Origin of the sequence: Peribacillus sp. NPDC096622 (assembly GCF_044762665.1) — a bacterium.
GTDB classification, from domain to species: Bacteria; Bacillota; Bacilli; order Bacillales; family DSM-1321; genus Peribacillus; species Peribacillus frigoritolerans_B.
Genome location: NZ_JBIWES010000023.1, coordinates 1 through 20267 on the forward strand (window position 1 = coordinate 1; position 20267 = coordinate 20267).

The following is a 20267-nucleotide window of genomic DNA, read 5'->3' on the forward strand; positions in this document are numbered from 1 at the left end:
AGATTGGACTCTATACTCGTATCTTACTGAGGGGCTCTATTTTTTTCAAACCTGATATTTAACGATCTACAGGAATGCTAACCTGCCCCTTTAGTGGCATAAGAAAAAGCTGCCTTAAAGACAGCTTTGATCTTATGCTAAAGCATCCGTTAGTTCATTAAGAAACCTTTTATTCTTTTATTTATATCAAAAAAATATTGGAATTATTTACACCGATTAGCAATATCCAAGAAGATTAAATGTTGCTTTATAATGCTAAATAAAAAGGCGTGAAAATATGTGAAATTTTTAATCATTAGTCTTATTATACTTTTCGTTGGAGGTAGTATTTATATGGTTAACAAAAAAAATAATACAAATGACAACGAAGAAGCACCATTTGCAGCTGGAATGAATTTTGATCCTGAAGAAGTAGAACCTTTTTTAAAACATTTATCATCCACAGTATTGGATTCAGGTTTTAGTCAAGATGAAATCAATTCTATTACATCTGAAACCGACACAATGAAACACAACGAAGTTAAAGAAATTGGAACTTTTGATGTTATTTATAAAGGAAAAGAAACAAAAATACGAATTGAAGCCGAAGTTCATATTGAAGATGTTGATAAAGAAGTTGTTCTTTATATGTTTAGTATTCAAGAATTAGTTGACATCATAGATGAAGAAATGCTGAAAACTGAAGACGAAGTGGAGTAAAAAGAGATGTTGTAATTAACATCTCTTTCCTTAACTAAACTGCCCCGTTAGTACCATAAGATAAGCTACCTTAAAGACAGCCCCAATCTTCAGCTAACGCACCCGTTAGTGCAATAAAAAAATCTATTTTAATGCCTTTATCTTTCAGTTTCGTAATCATTAATGATTACTTCTATAATATTACATTGTTCATCTGCGACTGCTTTGTTAGATTGTTTATTATAGTTGTAGGTTATTAAAGCCTTCCATAAAGCCCAACCTCTTGCTCTATTCCAAGTTTCTGCATCAAAATTCAATGCATTCTTAAATGTCTTTCTGCTACTATCATCAAAAAAAGTCCAAGCCATTGCAGCATCGCAAGAAGGGTCTCCTACTCCCAATATCCCAAAATCAATAACCGCACACAATTTACCATTTTCAATTAATATATTTCCTGGGGCTATGTCACCGTGGACCCAAACTGGTTCACCAGCCCACTTTGAAGTTAATGCCAATTCCCAAATTTCTTTCAATAGGTGTTTATTAAAAGTATTTACATTATTATTAATGGCATCTCTACACTCATCATCGTATACAACAATATCTCCGCCTCTATAAAAATTATGTTCGCCAGCTAAGGGACCTTCACTGGCGTCAATAGATTGTAATTCAACTAAAAATTTCCCCAAATCATTTGCAAATTGATTTGAATCATCTATATTTTCTAAAGTTAATGTCTCTCCATCCAACCATTTGTTGACTGACCAAGGATGTGGGTAATCCTCACTTGGTTCTCCTTTAGCTAATTGTTCAGATATTGGTTTAGAAAGATGCTTGGCTAAAATGGGTAACCATTTTTGTTCTTTTTCAACTTGGGGTACATAGGCTTCATCACTTGGTAGCCTAACGCTCATACTGTTGCCTAAGTGAAAAGTTTTATTATCATTTCCACTTTTTTTAACAGGCTTAATTTCCAAATTAGACCACTCTGGAAATTGGCTATTTATTAACTTCGAAACTAAATCTACGTCGATTTTTATCATTTAATTTCTCCCTATAATTTTATTTATTCATCACCCAAAACCCAGTTACAGTCACAAATTTATTTGATAAACGCATCCTTATCAACCCCTTTAATTTGATTACATTTAATGTACCATATACTTACTACAAGGACCTCTTATTCCACTATCCTGCCCCGACAGTTGCATAAAGAAAAAGCTGCCTTTTAAAGACAGCTCGATCCTAAGCTAAAGCACCCGTTAGTTCATTAAGACTTATGTAGAGTTGAAATAAACTGAGAAATAAAAAAAGGCAGAGCTCAATCATTCTGCCTTTAAAATATCCATAGTCTTCTTTATTCATAAAGGGAGGTCTGTAGGTTTTTTGACTCAATCATATCAGACACAAACGTATACAGATTTGGTGGATGCTCTGCTATGCGATGTGCAAGATACAAGTACCATTCCGTTCCATATGTGACGTACACCTTCGTCTGGAAATTCTCATCTCTAAGTGATTTAATTAAATCTGGACGAACACCATCTAACATTTCTACTTCAGTATATGGATTGGCTATCAGTCCATTTTCTTTAAGTGCTGCGACAAGCTTTTCATCATGTGTTGCTATCGACAGAGGATGGTTTCTTGCCACACAAGCCATAACAAAATCTACGTAACGCTTATCTAGTTCTACAGATCGTGGGATATACGTACCTTCTTTTTCTTGATAAGCACCTTTTACTAAGCGAATTTTCCCTTGAAATTCCAGTAATTCTTGCAGGTCATATTGGGAACGGAGTAAGTGTACTTGTAATGTTATACCGAGATTGGCATACATCGGTGACAGTTTTTTATATATGTTAAGGATCTGATCGGTCTTTTCTGACTCCTCCATGCTAATCATGAGCTGGATATCGTATTGTTGAGCTTGTAGTGCGATTTCTTTCAAGTGTTTAGATACAAGAGCATCTGAGATCGACATACCTATATGTGAAAGATCGAAAGAAATGGTTGATTTCATTTCTTTAGCGCCAATCTCGTTAATCAGTGAGAGAAATTCATTCTTTGCTGAGATACATTCATTTTCGGATCGTGTGTTTTCACCAAGATACTCGATGGATACTTGATAACCCATTTGAGCAAGCATGGAAATACGTGCCATTCCCTCTGCCCGTGTATGGCCTGAGACAAATCTTGTTGCAGCTTTCATAAAGAGAGGGAAAAGTTCCTTAGAGTTTTGTATGTATTCTTTGATATCTTCGTTTCGTGCGATCGATTTCAATGCTTTTGAAACACGCTGTTCTGCTTCGTTATACATTTATATCACGCCCTTTTTTATGGATAGTTTAGATTCGTTTGTGAAAATTCTGATTTCTTTATATAGTATACCATTTTACTAGATCATGATATGTTTTACCGTAAAGTCCGTATACACTACCTGGCCCCATAAGAAAAAGCTGCCTTAAAGACAGCTTCGATCTTCAGCTAAAGCACCCGTTAGTTTAAGTAGAATGTTTCACAATCTTTCTCGAGGATAAAGTTTATGCGTCATAAAATATTCTGTTTATCTAAATGATTACTTAGAATACATCACAACGGTGTAGGAGTATTAATTTGTTCGTCAAAATTTAATTCTAAAAGTTGTCCAGCGTGAACCAATCCAGATCCAAATCCGTACATAAGAACTCGGTCTCCATTTTTGACTTTTCCCTTACGGATTCCAAGATCAAGAGCTAAAGGAATGGTTGCAGCAGAGGTATTTCCAAAGTTGACTAAGCTATAAAGCGTTTTTTCCATTGGGTATTCTAATTTTTCGCAAATTGGCTCTATCAACCTTAAGTTAGCACTATGAGGTATAAACCAATCAACTTGATCTAAAATCGTTTGCGATTTTTCTAATATCTGTCTTATACTCTCAGGAACATTCCTTACAACCCATCGAAAAACTTCTCTACCATTTTGTACAAGATATTGAGTATCTATTAACTCAATCCCATTGATCTTTTTTGATAGTCCAGGTCGATATACATGTTGTGCTCCTCTTCCATCACTTCCTAGGTGGAATCCAATGAAACTTTTTGATTGTTCATCTCTTTCAACTAATACCGCACCAGCACCATCACCAAATAAAACACATGTATTTCTATCCGTATAATCTGTAATTTTTGAGAGTGTGTCTGCTCCAATAACTAGTACCTTTTTGTGGAGCCCAGAAGAAATTAAACTGTGTGCTGTATGTACTGCATAAACAAATCCTGCGCACGCTGCACTTAAATCTATGGCACCTGTTTGGGATATATTTAATTGGTCCTGTATGATACTTGAGACAGATGGGAATGGTAAATCTGGTGTGCTTGTTGCCACAATAATCATATCTACATCTTTGACTTCTTTATTATATCTGTGCATTAAATCTTTTACTGCAGATACGCATAAATCACTGGTAAATTCATCAGGACGGGTTATTCTTCGTTCATGAATCCCGGTTCTTTGAATAATCCATTCATTATTTGTTTCAACCATTTGCTCAAGTTCAAAATTTGTTAATTTTTTTTCTGGTACATATGTCCCGATAGCTGTTATTCTTGCCCCTATCATACGCTCACCCCAAATATTTATTAGAAGTTAGTATTAATACCTGGTACTAATTATAACAATTTATATTGTTATTAATCAATTTAAATTCCTTTTTTTTCTAAAACACTTACTCCTTATTGAAGTAAACTGCCCCGTTAGTTCAACAAGGGTATGGAAAGGGAAAACACTATTCCCATTCATAATCAGTCACCAGCTCAACCTTTTCCGGCATTATTTTTTGAAGAGAGTCTATTGTTGAAAAGTTTTCATCATTTGAGAATGCGGCTATATAATCGCCATCATGCCCTACCCAAAACATAGTGGAACTCTCTGTTAAAGTTGCTATCAGGGTATTGGCTATCCATTTTAGTTTAATAAGTCTTGTTCGGTTATTTTTAGTCCTTTTTACGGGATAAGGCGACTCATGTTCCCTTTCCTCTAGTCTGAAGACATCCTGTTTTAAGGACCATAATGATAAGTTCAACATGCTCCCATTCCCGTGCAAATAAGGATAATATTGTTTAAATTGCTGTGGGCTGCGGATAATTGCCTTTACAAAGAACGTGTCTTTGCTACTCCCCTTCATATAATTGAACTCTATATTTTGCATCTTAAACAGCTCTTCGTACTCTTCTAATTGAAAATCATAGATTTCCGCAAGTGAATAAATAGGGTAATAATTTGGGCTCTCCAACCAATTGCAAAAGAATTCTTCATGGGCATCTGTATAATCCCCATCAATATAACAAGAAAACTCTACGATATATTGGAACTCACCGGTAATCTCAAAAGGATAAGTGGCTTCTGGGCCAGGTACAGTTATTATTTTTTCTGGAGGGAGGTAGCTTATTTCTATCTTCAAGTTATTCGCCTCTCTTAAAAGGTTCGGATAGTTATATTTTTATTATATACCACGTGAAAATGTTGTTTTCACTGGCTTATTAGAGTTTTCTTCAGCTAACGCACCCGTTTGTTCAATAGTATTATTAATTCTAATCCCAAAAATTATAGATTGTCTCTCTAACACTTTTTGGCTTCCAATACGCTATTTGTTCCAATTCAGCACTATTCAATTCATTATCATTTTCTAAATTAATCTTTCCAGTACTCTCTTTAATATATAAGGGCTCGTTAAGTCCCTCAATACTCAAAACCTTATAAAAAGGACTAAACTGTTTCAATAATTCGGGTTCAGCAATATATTTAACATTTTCAAAATCAACAAAAGACGCAAAAGCTAAAAAAGGATAATGTTCATTAAGCAATATATGCAAATGTTTATCGAAAACTTTAACTTCGACATTTAAAAAATTAGTTGCAAACTGTGGTTCTATGAATTCCAACACTTTCCGTTATTCCTTTTTTTTTAATTTTCATGGGAGTTCCATAAGCAAAAGGCTGCCATAGCAGCCTCCCTAAATGAAGTAAAGTACCCGTTAAATTTGTTGTCTATTATCCTTGATTCCCCTCTTCACTTTTGTATTCTATAAGATCTCCCGGCTGAGAGTCCAAAGCCTTACAAATCGCTTCTAACGTGGATAGTCGAATCGCTTTTGCCTTTCCATTTTTCAATATGGAAAGGTTAGCCATCGTTATTCCAACCCTTTCCGAAAGTTCTGTTACGCTCATTTTCCTTTTAGCAAGCATCACATCAATATTGATTATTATTGCCATGTTATTCACCTCAGACTATTAAGTCATTCTCTGATTTTATATCGATGGCTTCTTGTAAAAGTCTTTGAAGGGCAGCCGCAAAGACAGCAATCACCATGGGGGCAAAAATCATGACCATTCCGATTAGTCCGAGACCCGGTGCGTCATCCACTTCCGCTAGGATAAAGACGAATGGTAGGGCACCACATACAAGCCACTGATTGTGATGGCACAGTTTTTGATTTTCTTTAGAGCTCTTACAGATAATTCCGAGAAAGCTTGGTTCTTGTCAATATAGCTTAATAGGTTAAAAGATTGATACAAAGCGAAGTAAAATGGGATTGCCGACACATACATAACCATTAAAAGGCCATATACCACATAAGCCAAGTCTGAACCTCTTTCTGCTGCTTCATTTGCTTCATTCGCTATCTGGGAAATAGACACAAAGCAAGAACCGGAATTCCGATAAAAATAACAGCTACCTTTAAAAAGAGTGTTGAACTTCGTTTCATAAAAAGCACCTCATTTATAGGGCAAAAATAAAAAGCATTCCCCATTACAGCGAAATGCTCGATAACTTTAAACTATACAATTTAACTTATACTCTAAAAAGAAGCTGCCAGATGGCAGCCGGATATTCAATAATAAACGAAACGCCCACAGCGCTAAATCGTAAAAAACGAATAACCGGGTAAAAAGTATCCTACTGCAACTCCCCAATATGATAAACAAGAGCCTCGATTTTCAACCTGAAATCGAGGCCTTCAAATATATATTCTAAACTAGGACTTGTTAATCCTCATTGGAAGAGAACGAAAACGCGGATGCTCAGCAAGTATAGAACTTCTCATCTGTTTAACGACAGGATGTTCTGATGAAAAAAACTGATCTTTAGAATTGTAATGCTCGATTAATTCCCCTTTTTCCAGTACACCCAAAGTATCCGCGATTGAATAAGCTGCTTTAATATCATGTGTAATAAAAAGATAAGATAAGCCGAAGTCTTTTTTCAACTCACTTAATAATTCTAAAATCAGTGTTTGATTAACCATATCCAGACTGCTTACAGATTCGTCCAAGACAATTAGCAGTGGCTTAAGAGAGATTGCTCTAGCAATATTAATTCTTTGCAATTGTCCACCGCTAAATTGGTGTGGGTATTTTTTCAAATCCTTCTCACTTAGGCCCACTCTTTCCAATAACTCAATAACCGTTCTTTTTTGTTCGGCTACGGTTAGTTTTTCATAGTTTTCTAATGGCTCGCCTATAATACTTTCGGCTGTCATTCGTGGATTGACAGCTGAATATGAATCCTGAAAGACGACTTGTAGATCTCGGCGCAGCCTTTGTCGAGTAATCTTATCAGCAGTGTAGATATCATGCCCTTGAAACAGGACCTGTCCTTGCTGCGGACGTTCTAAGCCAAGGATCACTTTTCCTAATGTACTTTTTCCAGCTCCACTCGTGCCAAGCAGCCCTAAACATGTTCCTTCGTCAATAGAAAGGGAAATGTCAGTGAGTACTTTTTTAGAAGGCTCTTTCCATTTTAAAAACGTATGAGAATTATAGCTATGAGTTACTGCTTTTACTTGTAATAAACTCATTTGTTCACCCCTCAAAAAAATGCAGTCCATATATCACAACATATGGGTGATAGGCTCATCATGTTTAATGCTAAGGCGGGCATTTAGCAGTTTCTTTGTATATTCATGCTGCGGATTATCAAATAGTTCATACACATTTGCTGTTTCTACAATTCTGCCATGTTGCATAACGACTACATCATCTGCCATTTCAGAAATGACTCCAAGATCATGAGAAATGAGTAAAATGGATGTTCCATATTCAGAACGAATTTTATCCAAGTGGCGAAGTACCTGTAGTTGGTTATGAACGTCGAGTGCAGTTGTCGGCTCATCAGCAATAATAACGGAAGGCTGTAAACATGCGGCCATCGCAATCATCACGCGTTGAAGCATACCTCCACTCAGTTGAAAAGGATAGCTTTTTAATAGTTTCGCGGGATTTGGCAGGTTTACATTTTGCATCGCCTCGATGGCAAGCTCTTTTGCTTGTTTTTTATTCAATGCGGTATGAGACCTAATCGTTTCGACAAATTGATTGCCAATTGTAAAAACAGGCGTAAATGAATTCATCGGATTTTGCATAATAAAGGCAATATCCTTGCCGCGAATTCCACGTATTTCTTTATCGTCCAAACCATTTAATTCACGCCCTTGGAGGGTAATGCTCCCTTCAATTGTCGTTGTTTTCCGATCAAGAAGCTGTAGAATGGACATACTCGTAACGGTTTTGCCACTCCCACTTTCCCCAACAAGGCCCAATACCTTCCCTTTTTCCAGTTCGAAATTAATATCCTGAATGAGGGTGGAAGCACCTTCCTTTGTTTGTACTTTTACATGTAGATCGCTCACTGTTAATACATTCGACCGTTCTGTTCTCAATCTTCTCATTCCTTTTTATTAACGACGTTTGACTCCAAAACGTTCTGATAGCGCTTCGCCTAATAAATTGAAGGTGACGACAACAAGCATAATCATCAAACCTGGATATAGCATTAATTCTGGATTCGTCCGAATATAGGATTTCCCTTCATGAATCATTGCTCCCCATTCTGGTGTAGGAGGTTGCACGCCCAAACCTAGAAACGACATGGCCGATATATCCATGATGGCCCAACCCATTTCTAATGTACCCATAACAGCGAGCGGAGGAAGAACATTTGGAACAATATGTTTCTTTATTATCTTCCATTGAGAAGAACCGCTTATTTTAGCTGCCGCTATATAGTTTTGTTCTTTTAGACTAAGTACCATTCCTCGGAAAATTCTCGCATAATACACCCATTGCACAAGCATCAATGCTATGATGACCTGTTTAAGGCCAGGTCCCAATATACCAACAAGTCCAAGAATGAGCAAAAGATTCGGAAATGCCATAACACCATCACACAGTCTCATTAGCACCTGGTCCACCCATCCGCCTTTATAACCAGCAATGGTTCCGACAATCAAACCGATGCCTAAAGATGAAATAAAGATCAATGTGGCAAATCCTAACGAAATGCGAGCTCCATATAAGATGCGTGATAACGTACATCTTCCTAAATGATCTGTTCCCAATGGATACTCAAAGGAAGATGGCTGTAGTTTATTAGCTAAATTGACAGCAATAGGATCATTAGGTGCAATCCAAGGAGCCAAGATGGTGATGATAAATAGGAAGCTCAATATTATTGAACAAAGGACTATCACTTTCTGACTTCTCATCATAATACGAAGACTTGTTATCATTGACGCTCCCCTCCTTTTCTGGAGATGCGCGGGTCGATGCACATTTGAATAAGGTCAACAATCAAGTTGCTAATAATGAATAGTCCCGCTGCTAAAAGCACATAGCACTGAATGACAGGAACATCCCGATTAAAGATAGCTTCAATGAAATAACGTCCGAATCCTGGCCAGGAAAAGACCGCTTCGACGATAATGGTTCCAGTCAGCAGCTTTCCTAAATTCATTCCTAGTCCAGTAATCATAGGAGATATGGCTATTCTCAATACATGCTTTCCCATAATGATTTTCTCATGAATCCCTCTTGTACGAGCAAAAAGGACATAAGGTTCCTGTAAATTTTCAAGAACGCTAGCACGTAATAATCGAGTATACAAAGCTATTAATGGCAAAGCTAAAGTAACGGAAGGGAGAACCAAATGTTTCCAAGTCCCGATTCCTTCAACAGGGAATAGGTCGAGTTTAACAGAAAAGAAAAATATCAATAAATATCCAAGCCAAAAAGAAGGGATGGATGCCCCGAAAAAAGAGAGAAGGCGACTAAAATGGTCAATCCCACTGTTTTTCTTTATGCCCGCCAAAAACCCAAGAGGGATACTGACCAGGATAGCCAATATGATGCTACCTAAAGCTAACTGAATGGTCGCTGGCATTCGATATGTAACCTCTTCCCAAACAGGTTTATTCGAAAGATAAGATATGCCAAAATCAAATTGGCATATCTTAATAATAGAATTTACATATTGAACATGGAGGGGTTGATCTAAGCCAAACTCATGTCTTTTCTGAGCCAATATCTCATCTGTAGATTGGATGTGTGCTGCAGATAAATATGCCTCAGCTGGGTCCACTGGTGAAAGGTGAATCATTCCAAACGTTAGAAGAGTGGCCAAAAGAAAGATGGGAATAATGGCCATAATTCGTTTCAAGATATAATTACCCATGAAAACCCTCCTGTAACTTACTTCTCGATGCTAATTCCTGTGAATGGATGTTCATCCCGGTTAGCAGGGAATGTAAAATTAGATACATCTTTTTGGTAAACAGCTATTTTCTTAATATAAGAAATAGGCACAATCGCTCCTTGGTCTTGCAGTGATTCCAAAATGGTTGAGTAAAGTTCTTGACGTTCTTTTTCATCGGTCGTTCCAGGAACATCTGCAATTTGTTTTAACAACTCATCTCTGTTCGGATAAGATGAAATGGCTTCGTTAAAACCAAATCCTTCTGAACCAACGACATTTACGAAAGTATGTGGATCATATGGAGCTCCATAGTTACTAAAGAAATTCAATTCAAAATCATTAGCTTTGAATCTTTCAATTTGTACCGTAAGCTCAACTCCAACGATATTCAATTTAACACCTAGTGCCGCCCACTCAGATTGTAATGTTTCGGCCATTGCTTTTTGAATCGATTCTGCAGAGTCGTACATTAACTCGATTTCAAGCGGCTTTCCGTCTTTCTCACGAACGTTTTTTCCTTTTGGAAGCTTCCATCCTGCTTCATCTAATAAGGCTTTTGCTTTTTCGACATTATAATCAATCGCTGTTACATCAATGTCTGAAGTATACGGGAAGTTTGTCGGTAAAATGAAATCTGCCTTCTCTTCCAACCCAGAAGTAACTCCGTCAACCATTGCTTTTTTATTAAATCCATATTGTAACGCTTGGCGGACACGTAAATCTGAAAGTTGTTCTTTTTTCGTATTCATAACTAGTTGTCTTGTCGCAACCGGATCAGAAATACTAGTCTCATAGTTACCTGTTGTTTCTAATTGTTTGAAAGCATCCAGACTGATAGCACCTTCACCATAAATTAGGTCCAGGTCACCTTTTTCAAAAGCAAGAACACGGGTTTCAGCATCAGGAATTATCTTGACTTTGATTTTCTTTACTTTAGGGAGTTCACCCCAATAATTTTCATTGCGTTTGAAAATAGCATATTCATCCGCTTTATGTTCCTCCAAAATCCATGGACCTGTACCGACTGGTTTTTTAACACCCTTTGAAGTATCCCCATCTTTAGGGAATCCAGCATCACCTAAGAATCGGACTGGACGAACGACGGCTAACTCTTGAATAGTAGGATAATATGGTTCTTTTAATGTTAGTTTAAATGTGTATTGGTCAATTACTTCCGTTTGATCCACTTTCGGAATAAAGCCCAACCAACTATGTAAATCAACATTTTTCAATATAGTATCAAAGTTCTTTTTCACAATTTCAGCATTAAAGCTCGTACCGTCAGAAAATTTCACATCTTGACGGAGGTTGAACGTATATTCCTTCCCATCCTTGGAAATTTCCCAAGATTCAGCTAAATGCGGTTTCACCTTACCTCCATCTTGGTAGCTGACCAAAGGTTCATATATCATTGATGTAGCGAATAATTGAGAAGGATTATAGACATGCGGATTCATTTCACCTATATCCCTAGGCCAAGCAAAAGTAAGCATGTCTTTACTGTCTTTGTTTGAAGTTGAATTTTCTTTGGATTCATTTGTACATCCAAGTAAAAGCGTCGATAAAATTAAAACGATTGCAGATATAAATAACACTTGTTTGCTGTTTCTTCGTTTTGACATAACATTGGTGCCCCCTGTACCATATTGAGAATTATTTTCAATTGTAATGAGTAACTATATTATTGTCAATATAATGTCGAAACTCTCGAAAAATATATATATGTTTATAACAAAGCATATTTAGATACATAGAACCTCAATCTCCTTTTCATCTATGATGCTACTCCAAATATTCTTGCGTTCGACCCCTTTTGAAGCCGGTATTGCTCGTGAAAGTTAGGAATATGGCCAAAATGATTTACATTCCGTTGTGAAGATATAATCATCATTCACCTGTTTTTTGATAACAAAGTCATCAGTTGCAATAATCTTAACCTCATAAGAGGATAAAGTTGACATTATTATTCTAAAATAATGATTTATGCATCGCGGATACAATATGTAAATTCCCTTTGGAGTTCTCCTTAAAGCCGCCTTTTCCCAATCCTGCAGGTTCTCATCTTCGGAAGGGTGGACATATGGTGTTAGATGCATTCCGTTTTTTCCCTTTAAGTTCTTGAAAAATAGAATGATATTCCATTGGCGTCCTGGACTTTCGCCAGCAATTTAACAAAAACAAAGTTATGACCCTGATTATAATCATCAATCACTTCATACTATATTCCTTTCCCCTGTTTTCTGCTGTTCTAGATATGGAAAATAGAATTTTTAAAGCCGTGTAATAGGTCCGTAAAGTAGCACGATGAACATAAAAATATCGAAGAAAAGACCTCCCATAAGTTCAGTGAACTTACAAAAGGTCTCCTCTATCGGTGAAATTAAGTTGTATCAAGAACTGAAAATTAGCATTTCACTATTCTCCACCTTACAAACCCCTTATATTAAGGGATTCAAGCGAAAACATGCCGCCCATTCAATTAATAATTTAATATGGAAGTAACAAGGTTTTGAATGGTGTCTCCAGTAATGGAAAACGGAGTGCAGCTGTAAACAGTCCACACTCCACTTCGCCTGGATCGCCAAACCAAATGAACAATGGCGATATACAAAAAAATGAGAAAATGTCAGGTGACACATTCCCAGTCCTTCATCACCTTCCTTCTCACAATCAATTCCCCTTTGGTTTCATCCAAAAAGTTGAATCTATTATGAAAACAACACTACAAGAAAATGAACTTCCCAGGCATCCGTACAAGGTTTTCTATCCTATATATACAGTGAGGTTTATGTTGGTAATTAAGGAAAACTTATAGAGGCATTATCTTTTATTCTAAGCTGCAACTCTCACAAAATTAATGGAAACTATCGGTATAATTACAAGCCTTGTTTGATTTTCATACCCTGTTATCGATTCAACGATTTCAATCAAACCAGATTGGCTCTTCACCAATAGTCCTTCCACTAAAGTTGTATCTGTCGCCACTTGTATATTGTGAGTGATTAGATTGTTCAGGACTTCATTAAACATTATATTTCCTCCTCCTCGACGAGTGTTACCAGTTCTATACTTCTAATCGGGATGTATACTAAGCTATCGCCCGTTTCCCGCAATACGACATAGTCATCCTTTACTTGAATCAATTGTCCTGTTACTCCCGAGAAATGTGTTGTGATGATAATATTTCTATTGACCAAACCTTTAAGAGCCTCTTTTAATGACCGAAAATGCCCTAAGATTAAATCTGTATATAACACGCTTTTCATCCTTTCCATGTTCTTAAACTTTGCTTGCACTCTAAAGGATATGCAGTAGACAAGTTATTGACACAACTAAATAGAATATTTTGAAAGAAAGGTAGAATTACCAAATTAAATATTTTGCTTGATAAGTTTCACCTTTGATACCAATTTCACATATAGTATGTCCGAGGTGATGAAAAATGTTATACGAAAGATTTCCCGGGTTAGTAAGCGTGGTCATGACTTGTCATAACGTAGCCCCATATGTTGATGACTGTTTAAATAGTATACTTAACCAAACTTATAAGAATATAGAACTTATTATAGTAAATGATTCTTCTACTGATCACACTGCTGAAAGGATTGATAACTGGATCAAAATAAACAATCCTTCATTCCCAGTTGCAGTGGTGGAGCTGCCCAGGAATGTAGGTTTTTCAGGGGCATTGAATACTGGTTATTATTTATCTTCTGGTGAGTATATTGCGGTACAGGATGCTGATGACATTTCTCATCCAAACCGGTTTGAAAAACAAGTAAACTTCTTGAAAAAGAATCCAGACCATGTGTTGATTGGGACAAACTATAAAGTCTTTCCAGATGGTGAATTTGAAAACCAGGATAATGTACACTGGCTTAAGTACGGTAAGGATATAAGGGAAGTGTATTGGAATGGAGGTCATTGTATTTGTCATGGAACGATTTTATTCCGTGGTGTGGTTTTTGATGAGTTAGGTGGCCCTACCAGAAGGATAAAGGGTGCTGAAGACTATGAATTTATTGCAAAATGTCTGAACTCCAATTACCAGATCGAAAATTTAAAAGAAGCACTCTATTATTATCGTCTCCATCCTATGCAGCGGTCCCGTGAATTTTTTGGGGAAGGCAGAAACGAGATATGAGCGAATCTACAATGCGTGTTCTAATGACACTTGATGGAATAGATGTAGGCGGTACTGAAACACATGTTTTGAGTCTAGCTGAGGAAATGATAAATAAAGGTATAGGGATCGTCATCATAAGCAGGGGAGGTTCATTATTACAATCCTTCAGTCGATTACAATGTCCCATTTACCAAGTGCCATTCCCCTACTCTCTTCCAATTCCAGCGGATTTACAGGAGAAGTTATGTAAAGAAATCAAACAAATTATCATGACTGAAAAAATAACACTTATTCATAGCCATCAAACTCCTTCAGCTTTCTTAACCTTTCAAGCAGCAAAAGAGCTTGGTATTCCTTCAATATTTACAGTGCATGGAACTTATTATCCAAAATCTGAACTATTGCGGGTACTGCCCCTGGCAAATAAAATCATCTGTGTAAGCCCGCCAATCCAACTATTCATAAAGCAACTGACTGACCAACCGACAATTGTCATCCCTAACGGAATAGACACCACTCGATATTCTCCATCAGACTCCTCTGATCTAAAAGTCCAGCTTGGGATCCCAAAGGATTCATTTGTTCTTTTATACAGCAGCCGAATAGCGTGGACTAAGGCAAATATCTGCATGATTTTCCTGAAAGCCTGTAAAGACTTAAAGCTTTCGGACATTCCCAATTTAAATGTTGTAGTTGTTGGTGGCGGCCCTCGGTTTAAAGAAATAAAAGACATAACGGATACGATACATCGCTCATCAACAGATAACTTTATCAATTTAGTGGGTGAAAGACTTGATTTACAGCATTATTACTCATTGGCTGACTGTGTGATTGGAACGGGCAGAGTCGCCCTGGAGGCAATGGCGTGCGGCAAACCTGTTATCGCGGCAGGAAGCCATGGATATTTCGGTCTAGTGGAAGAACATAATTTTGAAGATGCTTGGCATTGTTATTTTGGGGATCACGGCTCTCTTAAACCCTGCAGCCGCTTTACAATGGCAAATGACATTCGATCTTCACTATCTCCATCTGACCGTCTATTAAAAGCAGGGTCCGCTTCGCGCGAATGGATGTTAAAAAAGTTTGATATTAAATTCAGTGTAGCCAATCTGCTCGAGTGTTATAAAACTCTAATTAAGGGATGAGTGTATTGAAGAAAGTATTATATATCGGTTGGATTGGTTTTGGCAACTTGGGGGACGAGTTATTATGGAACGTGTTTAAAGAGTTAAACAAGCACTATAATTACTCCACCGAGATTGAGATTGTTCCTTCTCTGCCTGGCGTGGATATCAATCATACCGAAGAATATGACACAGTTATCTTAGGTGGTGGTTCCCTATTACTCCCCGGTTATATGGCAGTACTAAAACAGGCAATAGACCTTGGAAAAGACGTTTTTATATGGGGAAGCGGCCTAGACTGGATAACTAAGGAACAGCTGGACATTATAAACTCGGGACAATCATTTTCATTAGAAAAGACTTTTACAGAAAAAGATATAATCTTGTTTCGTGAGACCCTTGAAAAAGCAGCTTTTGTTGGTGTAAGGGGACCGATTACCAAAAAGGTTCTAGAGACATTTGGAATCAACAGTGACAAAATTAAACTGATTGGAGATCCCGGGGTCTTGCTTAACCCGCCCGCAGTGATTAGGAAAAAGGAAAAAATAGCAGCAATAAACTGGGGTACAACATTCAACCGATTGTACGGCCAGGATGAAGCTGCTATTGAAAATGCGCTTCTTCAAGTATCCAAAAAATTAATAAAATCAGGTTATAAAATTTTATTGTACCTTGTCTGGGGCAGCGACCGGGAGGCCTCCAACCGACTTTACGATAAATTGAATGACCCCTTGAATGTGACTTATGATCCATCACTATACTCAGAGGAAGAGCTTATTGAAAAACTCTCTGCCTGCAGTTTGAGCATTAACTTTAAACTGCACGCTAATATCCTTTCCTTAGCAGGTAATGTCCCCTGTATCGCCCTGGGTTACAGATTTAAAGTATTCGATTTGTTTCAGTCCCTTGGGCTGGAGAATTTAGTAGTTTCAACCGATTCTGATACTCTAGCTCTCGATATTATGGAAGGGATCCGGGAAATTGAACAAAATAATGAAAAGATAATCGAACAGTACAAAAATAGAAAGGAACATTTTAGTCCCTTAATAATTGAACCTATAAAAAATAATTTCACAGTAGACTAAGTTTTTGATTTTAATATACAACTTCCAAATAGTTCAAATATATTTTCTCTCTTAAAATTCACCTCCAGACATTAAGTTTTGGGGGTGAGTTTTTTTCTGAGGGTAACTCAAACTGGGCGCAAAAGAAAAAGGCCACTAGACCTTAGCTGCCTATTTTTTCATAATAAATGCCAGTTTATAGTACGGATTCATTATGTTAATAGACTTTCCGCTACCTGCTAAGTTTGTCGTAATGTCATGGCTATGAGCTCCCGCTTCTGTTGTCGTAAAGTCGTGGCTATGGGCTCCCGCTTCTGTTGTCGCAAAGTCGTGGCTATGGGCTCCCGCTTCTGTTGTCGTAAAGTCGTGGCTATGGGCTCCTGCTTCTGTTGTCGTAAATTCGTGGCTATGGGCTCCTGCTTCTGTTGTCGTAAATTCGTGGCTATGGGCTCCCGCCTCAGATGTCGTAAAGTTGTGAGTATGTTCCCCTGCAGGAGATGTGGTGTAAATGCCGGAAGTGTTATTGGCTGCTGCTTGATTCCCGCCTGCCGGTTTATTAGTGGTTGTGTCGCCGCGATCAACGTATTGGTGTGAATGTATTCCAGAAGGATCTGTCATACCGGTGTGCGTGTGGCTTCCAGCTACATTCGTTATTCCCGTATGCGTGTGGCTTCCAGCTACATTCGTTGTTCCCGTATGCGTATGGTCTCCAGCTACATTCGTTGTTCCCGTATGCACATGATTTCCAGCTACATTCGTTGTTCCCGTATGCGTGTGGTCTCCAGCCATATTCGTTGTCCCGGTATGCGTATGGTTTCCAGCTACATTCGTTGTTCCCGTATGCGTGTGGTCTCCCCCCACATCCGTCGTACCCATATGTGTATGGTCTCCAGCAACATTCGTTGTTCCCGTATGCGTGTGGTCTCCCCCCACATCCGTCATACCCATATGTGTGTGGTCTCCAGCCTCAGCCGTGTTGCCGGTATGACTATGGGGAACAAGTTGAGATTTCTTTAGTTTTATTCTTTTATGTCCGCCCGTGTCACCAATTTCCGAATTTTTACCTGTTCCCAAAACAAAGCGATCCCTCAAATCCGGAGTTCCTTTCGTTCCATCACATAACAACCAACCTGTTGGGATATTCTTAATGGAACCGCTCCACATTACGATAACCCCACTCGGAATCCGTTCATAGTTTGTCAATGTTACCCTCTCCTGAAGACAATGAATTTTACTATATATTATGCTAGGTAACACCTTTAGGGCTGGACTTTTTGGGTGAAATAAATAGATTGGATATTGTGGAGTATGAACATTTAAAGACGCCCATCACTACCATAAGTGGGTGTAGGAGTAATGGAAATTCAGCGGCGTTTAGGGCATACAGACATCTACAGTCTCTTGTTTTCTTCCAACCACTTTCTGGAGTAACAAAACAAGGATGTAGAATCGAAAGTATAAAACAGCATCCACTAATAGAAGATACATTTCTTAAAATGATTTTTCATAATTTGCAAGATCTTGAATACCCATATTGGATACTATTAAATCGAAACTCTTATCTTCTAAAGAAGAATCTAAGGCGATAGGGAAATTAGTGCCTGATCTATTCCCCAACTATCCTTTCATGGACAGTTGAGGAAGAACGGAAACGTATTAGGGAAGCACAAAAAGAGGGCTTGGCTATTGCAAAGAAAGAGGAAAATTTAAAGGTCGTCCAACAATCTGAGTTATAATGAAATAATCCGTTTGCTCAAATGAAAATGAGTCAGTGAAAAATATACGTGAAAAAACAGGAGTAACAATCTAAAATATAAAGAAAAAAATTTGAAATTGTGTAATTTTACTATTGTGTATTTGTGTTAGAATCATATTGTATAAAATTAGGAAGGTAGGCCAATACATATGAAAAAAAGCATCATCGCTTCACTAGCACTTGCACTTGTTTTAAGTCTTTCAAGCTTTGGAGGCACTCAAAAAGCAGAGGCAGCTGATTGGTCAGTTCCAGGAACTATTTGGACTGACTATTATCATTCTGGCTCATTCACTAATTATGTTTACCAACGTACCATGACCACTACTTATAAAGACGAAATTTGGACTACTGTAAAAGCAAGTAGCTCTGCATCTGGAACATTCAAAGCAGTTCTGCAAAAAAAGACTAATGGTGTCTGGAATAATTACCGTACAAAATATCCTGCTAAAAATGGCACTACAGCACTAAACTGGACGGGTGTTACCCAAGGCGCTACATACCGTGTTAAATTCGAAAATACCAGTAGTGCAAAAATAACTTATACATTTAAAGTAACGCAATAATATTCCATTCAATAACAGCCTACATCCTTATAATTGGGATGTAGGCTTTAATCGTTCTAATCCACTCACTAGCTTCAGGGGGACATTGTATGGAACTATGCGCTCTTAACCTAGTTATTTCATTTCAGAAGCCCCTATGTCACATTTTCAACCCAACTTTCAACAGCCCCTTTCACTGGAAAAATTATAGGAACAGCTGTTCCCCTCCATCCCCCAGAACAATATGTATTTCTTTCGTGAAAATGACAAAGAAGAGGACAAACCCGAGGACAAAGAAAACGATTAAGTTATTGCTTGTCTACTTCGAAAAAGCTTCAAAATTGGGCAATTGTTTCTTTGCTTTGACCCAACAAGGTTTAGATAGCTTTAGTATGTAGATTTTTAGTGAATTACCAGATAGTTATCACTCTGAAATTGTATAACAAGAGGGCACTCCTTTTAAAAGGAGTGTTTATTAAGTATGCACATAAAAAAAGCACCTGTTTAAGGTGCTAAGCTTGTAACGTTTTATATAGTTGATTTTCTAGACCAATTAGAGATTGCAAAGTACTTGTCAACTAGCATAGGTTGCTACTCGCGGGGATTAGCTGCCTTTTTTAATTTACTTAAACAAAACGTGATCATTGTTTACCTGCTTTGTCTTGACTACGCTGGGACATATGTATCCCTTGCCTTGGGACCTCCTTTTGCCTTCGGTCTTAGCCTTGTTCTCTTTGACTTGTCTAGGTCTTGTTGTGATGTTCGAGCCATCACAGGTCGCTACTCACGGCAATTTAGCTGCCTTCAGTACTATCGTAGGTTGGCCCTCATTCACCCTTTTATATTTCTTTAGTCCTGAAAGGTGTGTTCTTCTCAAACACATACGCTTTCATTCAAAAGAGATATAGTTCGACTACCTCCCCATACTCAATACCTATAAACGTTTTCAATCAAGTTTTTAACTCAATCAACCACGCTTCCATCTGAATTCCTTGTTAAAAAACTCAATTGGTCATAATTTTCACCAATGTTTTACTACATCTTTTAGAACCTTCTAATTTTGTCGATATTTACTCAGAATTTGTAGTTATTTCTCGGGAAATTGTTGAAATTTGAAAATAGTGATTCTGAATAATTGGAACAAAGGAATTTCTACTATTGATTTGATTGCCTCGGTTTAAATTGTTATTAACTCTTAATTGTTTTTTTGTTGTTCAGTTTTAAGCTGTGACATATCGTTTGTCAGTTAAATGGTTCATCTCACGCTTAGCTGCGAGTGTATTGGTTGAAAAATTAAGTTCTCTTTTAATTGAATGAGAACATGGGTTAAATTGTCATATGTATCGGGTATCGCTATCTCTGTTTCTGGTTCCTTCTAATCTTCCTTTTTCTTGATACAAGGGTCTTTAGCTATATCGTTTAGGGGGCACCCCGTATCGCGTATCGCATTAAGCGTTTCGATGTCG

The 20267-nt window shown here is 37.6% G+C and carries 19 protein-coding genes and 1 pseudogene; 5 read left to right on the forward strand and 15 right to left on the reverse strand.

The features are described 5' to 3' along the window. Positions 1 to 333: 333 nt before the first annotated feature. On the forward strand, positions 334 to 699 hold the full coding sequence (locus ACIQYG_RS24035) for a hypothetical protein (RefSeq protein WP_402843329.1): 366 nt from the start codon (positions 334 to 336) through the stop codon (positions 697 to 699). Between the two features lie 137 nt (positions 700 to 836). Here the strand turns inward: ACIQYG_RS24035 and ACIQYG_RS24040 are convergent, their stop codons facing one another. From ACIQYG_RS24040 to ACIQYG_RS24105, 14 genes and pseudogenes are all read right to left on the reverse strand, one after another. Beyond that, complete coding sequence (locus ACIQYG_RS24040; RefSeq protein WP_402843332.1) at positions 837 to 1721, reverse strand: aminoglycoside phosphotransferase family protein; 885 nt, start codon at positions 1719 to 1721, stop codon at positions 837 to 839. A gap of 314 nt (positions 1722 to 2035) precedes the next feature. Beyond that, positions 2036 to 2998, reverse strand: coding sequence for a proline dehydrogenase family protein (locus ACIQYG_RS24045; RefSeq protein WP_402843335.1), 963 nt, complete (start codon positions 2996 to 2998; stop codon positions 2036 to 2038). Positions 2999 to 3270: 272 nt separating this feature from the next. After that, a complete protein-coding gene (locus tag ACIQYG_RS24050) occupies positions 3271 to 4278 on the reverse strand; it encodes a ketoacyl-ACP synthase III (RefSeq protein ID WP_402843338.1) in 1008 nt (335 codons plus the stop codon). A gap of 166 nt (positions 4279 to 4444) precedes the next feature. After that, the gene (locus tag ACIQYG_RS24055) at positions 4445 to 5119 is read right to left on the reverse strand and encodes a hypothetical protein (RefSeq protein WP_402843340.1); all 675 of its coding nucleotides are present in this window, start codon (positions 5117 to 5119) and stop codon (positions 4445 to 4447) included. 130 nt (positions 5120 to 5249) lie between these two features. Continuing rightward, complete coding sequence (locus ACIQYG_RS24060; protein ID WP_402843342.1) at positions 5250 to 5603, reverse strand: hypothetical protein; 354 nt, start codon at positions 5601 to 5603, stop codon at positions 5250 to 5252. Positions 5604 to 5709: 106 nt separating this feature from the next. Beyond that, positions 5710 to 5931 carry a helix-turn-helix domain-containing protein gene (locus ACIQYG_RS24065; RefSeq protein ID WP_402843344.1) on the reverse strand — a complete coding sequence of 74 codons (222 nt, stop codon included), beginning with the start codon at positions 5929 to 5931 and terminating at the stop codon, positions 5710 to 5712. A gap of 10 nt (positions 5932 to 5941) precedes the next feature. Next, positions 5942 to 6425 (reverse strand): annotated as a pseudogene (locus tag ACIQYG_RS24070) (DUF2975 domain-containing protein). Between the two features lie 270 nt (positions 6426 to 6695). Continuing rightward, on the reverse strand, positions 6696 to 7517 hold the full coding sequence (gene nikE / locus ACIQYG_RS24075) for a nickel import ATP-binding protein NikE (RefSeq protein WP_402843345.1): 822 nt from the start codon (positions 7515 to 7517) through the stop codon (positions 6696 to 6698). A 33-nt stretch (positions 7518 to 7550) separates the two neighbouring features. Next, the gene (gene nikD / locus ACIQYG_RS24080) at positions 7551 to 8378 is read right to left on the reverse strand and encodes a nickel import ATP-binding protein NikD (RefSeq protein WP_402843348.1); all 828 of its coding nucleotides are present in this window, start codon (positions 8376 to 8378) and stop codon (positions 7551 to 7553) included. Between the two features lie 18 nt (positions 8379 to 8396). Beyond that, entirely contained in the window at positions 8397 to 9227 is an 831-nt protein-coding gene (nikC, locus tag ACIQYG_RS24085) for a nickel ABC transporter permease subunit NikC (protein WP_034306314.1), read from the reverse strand. After that, positions 9224 to 10168, reverse strand: coding sequence for a nickel ABC transporter permease subunit NikB (gene nikB / locus ACIQYG_RS24090; RefSeq protein ID WP_402843351.1), 945 nt, complete (start codon positions 10166 to 10168; stop codon positions 9224 to 9226). Before nikB ends, nikC begins: the two co-directional genes overlap by 4 nt. A 17-nt stretch (positions 10169 to 10185) precedes the next feature. Then, the gene (nikA, locus tag ACIQYG_RS24095; protein WP_402843354.1) at positions 10186 to 11811 is read right to left on the reverse strand and encodes a nickel ABC transporter substrate-binding protein; all 1626 of its coding nucleotides are present in this window, start codon (positions 11809 to 11811) and stop codon (positions 10186 to 10188) included. 1210 nt (positions 11812 to 13021) lie between these two features. Continuing rightward, positions 13022 to 13219, reverse strand: a complete 198-nt coding sequence (locus ACIQYG_RS24100) for a hypothetical protein (protein WP_133352823.1) — start codon at positions 13217 to 13219, stop codon at positions 13022 to 13024. After that, complete coding sequence (locus ACIQYG_RS24105; protein ID WP_402843357.1) at positions 13219 to 13446, reverse strand: DUF2642 domain-containing protein; 228 nt, start codon at positions 13444 to 13446, stop codon at positions 13219 to 13221. Before ACIQYG_RS24105 ends, ACIQYG_RS24100 begins: the two co-directional genes overlap by 1 nt. Positions 13447 to 13631: 185 nt before the next feature. On the opposite strand from ACIQYG_RS24105, the gene ACIQYG_RS24110 reads away from it, so the two are divergent. The 3 genes from ACIQYG_RS24110 to ACIQYG_RS24120 are packed head-to-tail and all read left to right on the forward strand — an operon-like array spanning position 13632 to position 16524. After that, positions 13632 to 14333, forward strand: a complete 702-nt coding sequence (locus ACIQYG_RS24110) for a glycosyltransferase family 2 protein (RefSeq protein ID WP_402843360.1) — start codon at positions 13632 to 13634, stop codon at positions 14331 to 14333. Beyond that, positions 14330 to 15460 carry a glycosyltransferase gene (locus tag ACIQYG_RS24115; RefSeq protein WP_402843362.1) on the forward strand — a complete coding sequence of 377 codons (1131 nt, stop codon included), beginning with the start codon at positions 14330 to 14332 and terminating at the stop codon, positions 15458 to 15460. The genes ACIQYG_RS24110 and ACIQYG_RS24115 overlap by 4 nt, the downstream gene beginning before the upstream one ends. A gap of 5 nt (positions 15461 to 15465) precedes the next feature. Next, positions 15466 to 16524: a polysaccharide pyruvyl transferase family protein gene (locus tag ACIQYG_RS24120; RefSeq protein ID WP_402843364.1), complete on the forward strand. Its 1059-nt coding sequence runs from the start codon at positions 15466 to 15468 to the stop codon at positions 16522 to 16524. Positions 16525 to 16674: 150 nt separating this feature from the next. Here ACIQYG_RS24120 and ACIQYG_RS24125 read toward each other — a convergent pair whose 3' ends face one another. Beyond that, positions 16675 to 17706, reverse strand: a complete 1032-nt coding sequence (locus tag ACIQYG_RS24125; protein WP_402843367.1) for a hypothetical protein — start codon at positions 17704 to 17706, stop codon at positions 16675 to 16677. Positions 17707 to 18408: 702 nt separating this feature from the next. On the opposite strand from ACIQYG_RS24125, the gene ACIQYG_RS24130 reads away from it, so the two are divergent. After that, positions 18409 to 18822: a hypothetical protein gene (locus ACIQYG_RS24130; protein WP_402843370.1), complete on the forward strand. Its 414-nt coding sequence runs from the start codon at positions 18409 to 18411 to the stop codon at positions 18820 to 18822. Positions 18823 to 20267 lie beyond the last annotated feature (1445 nt).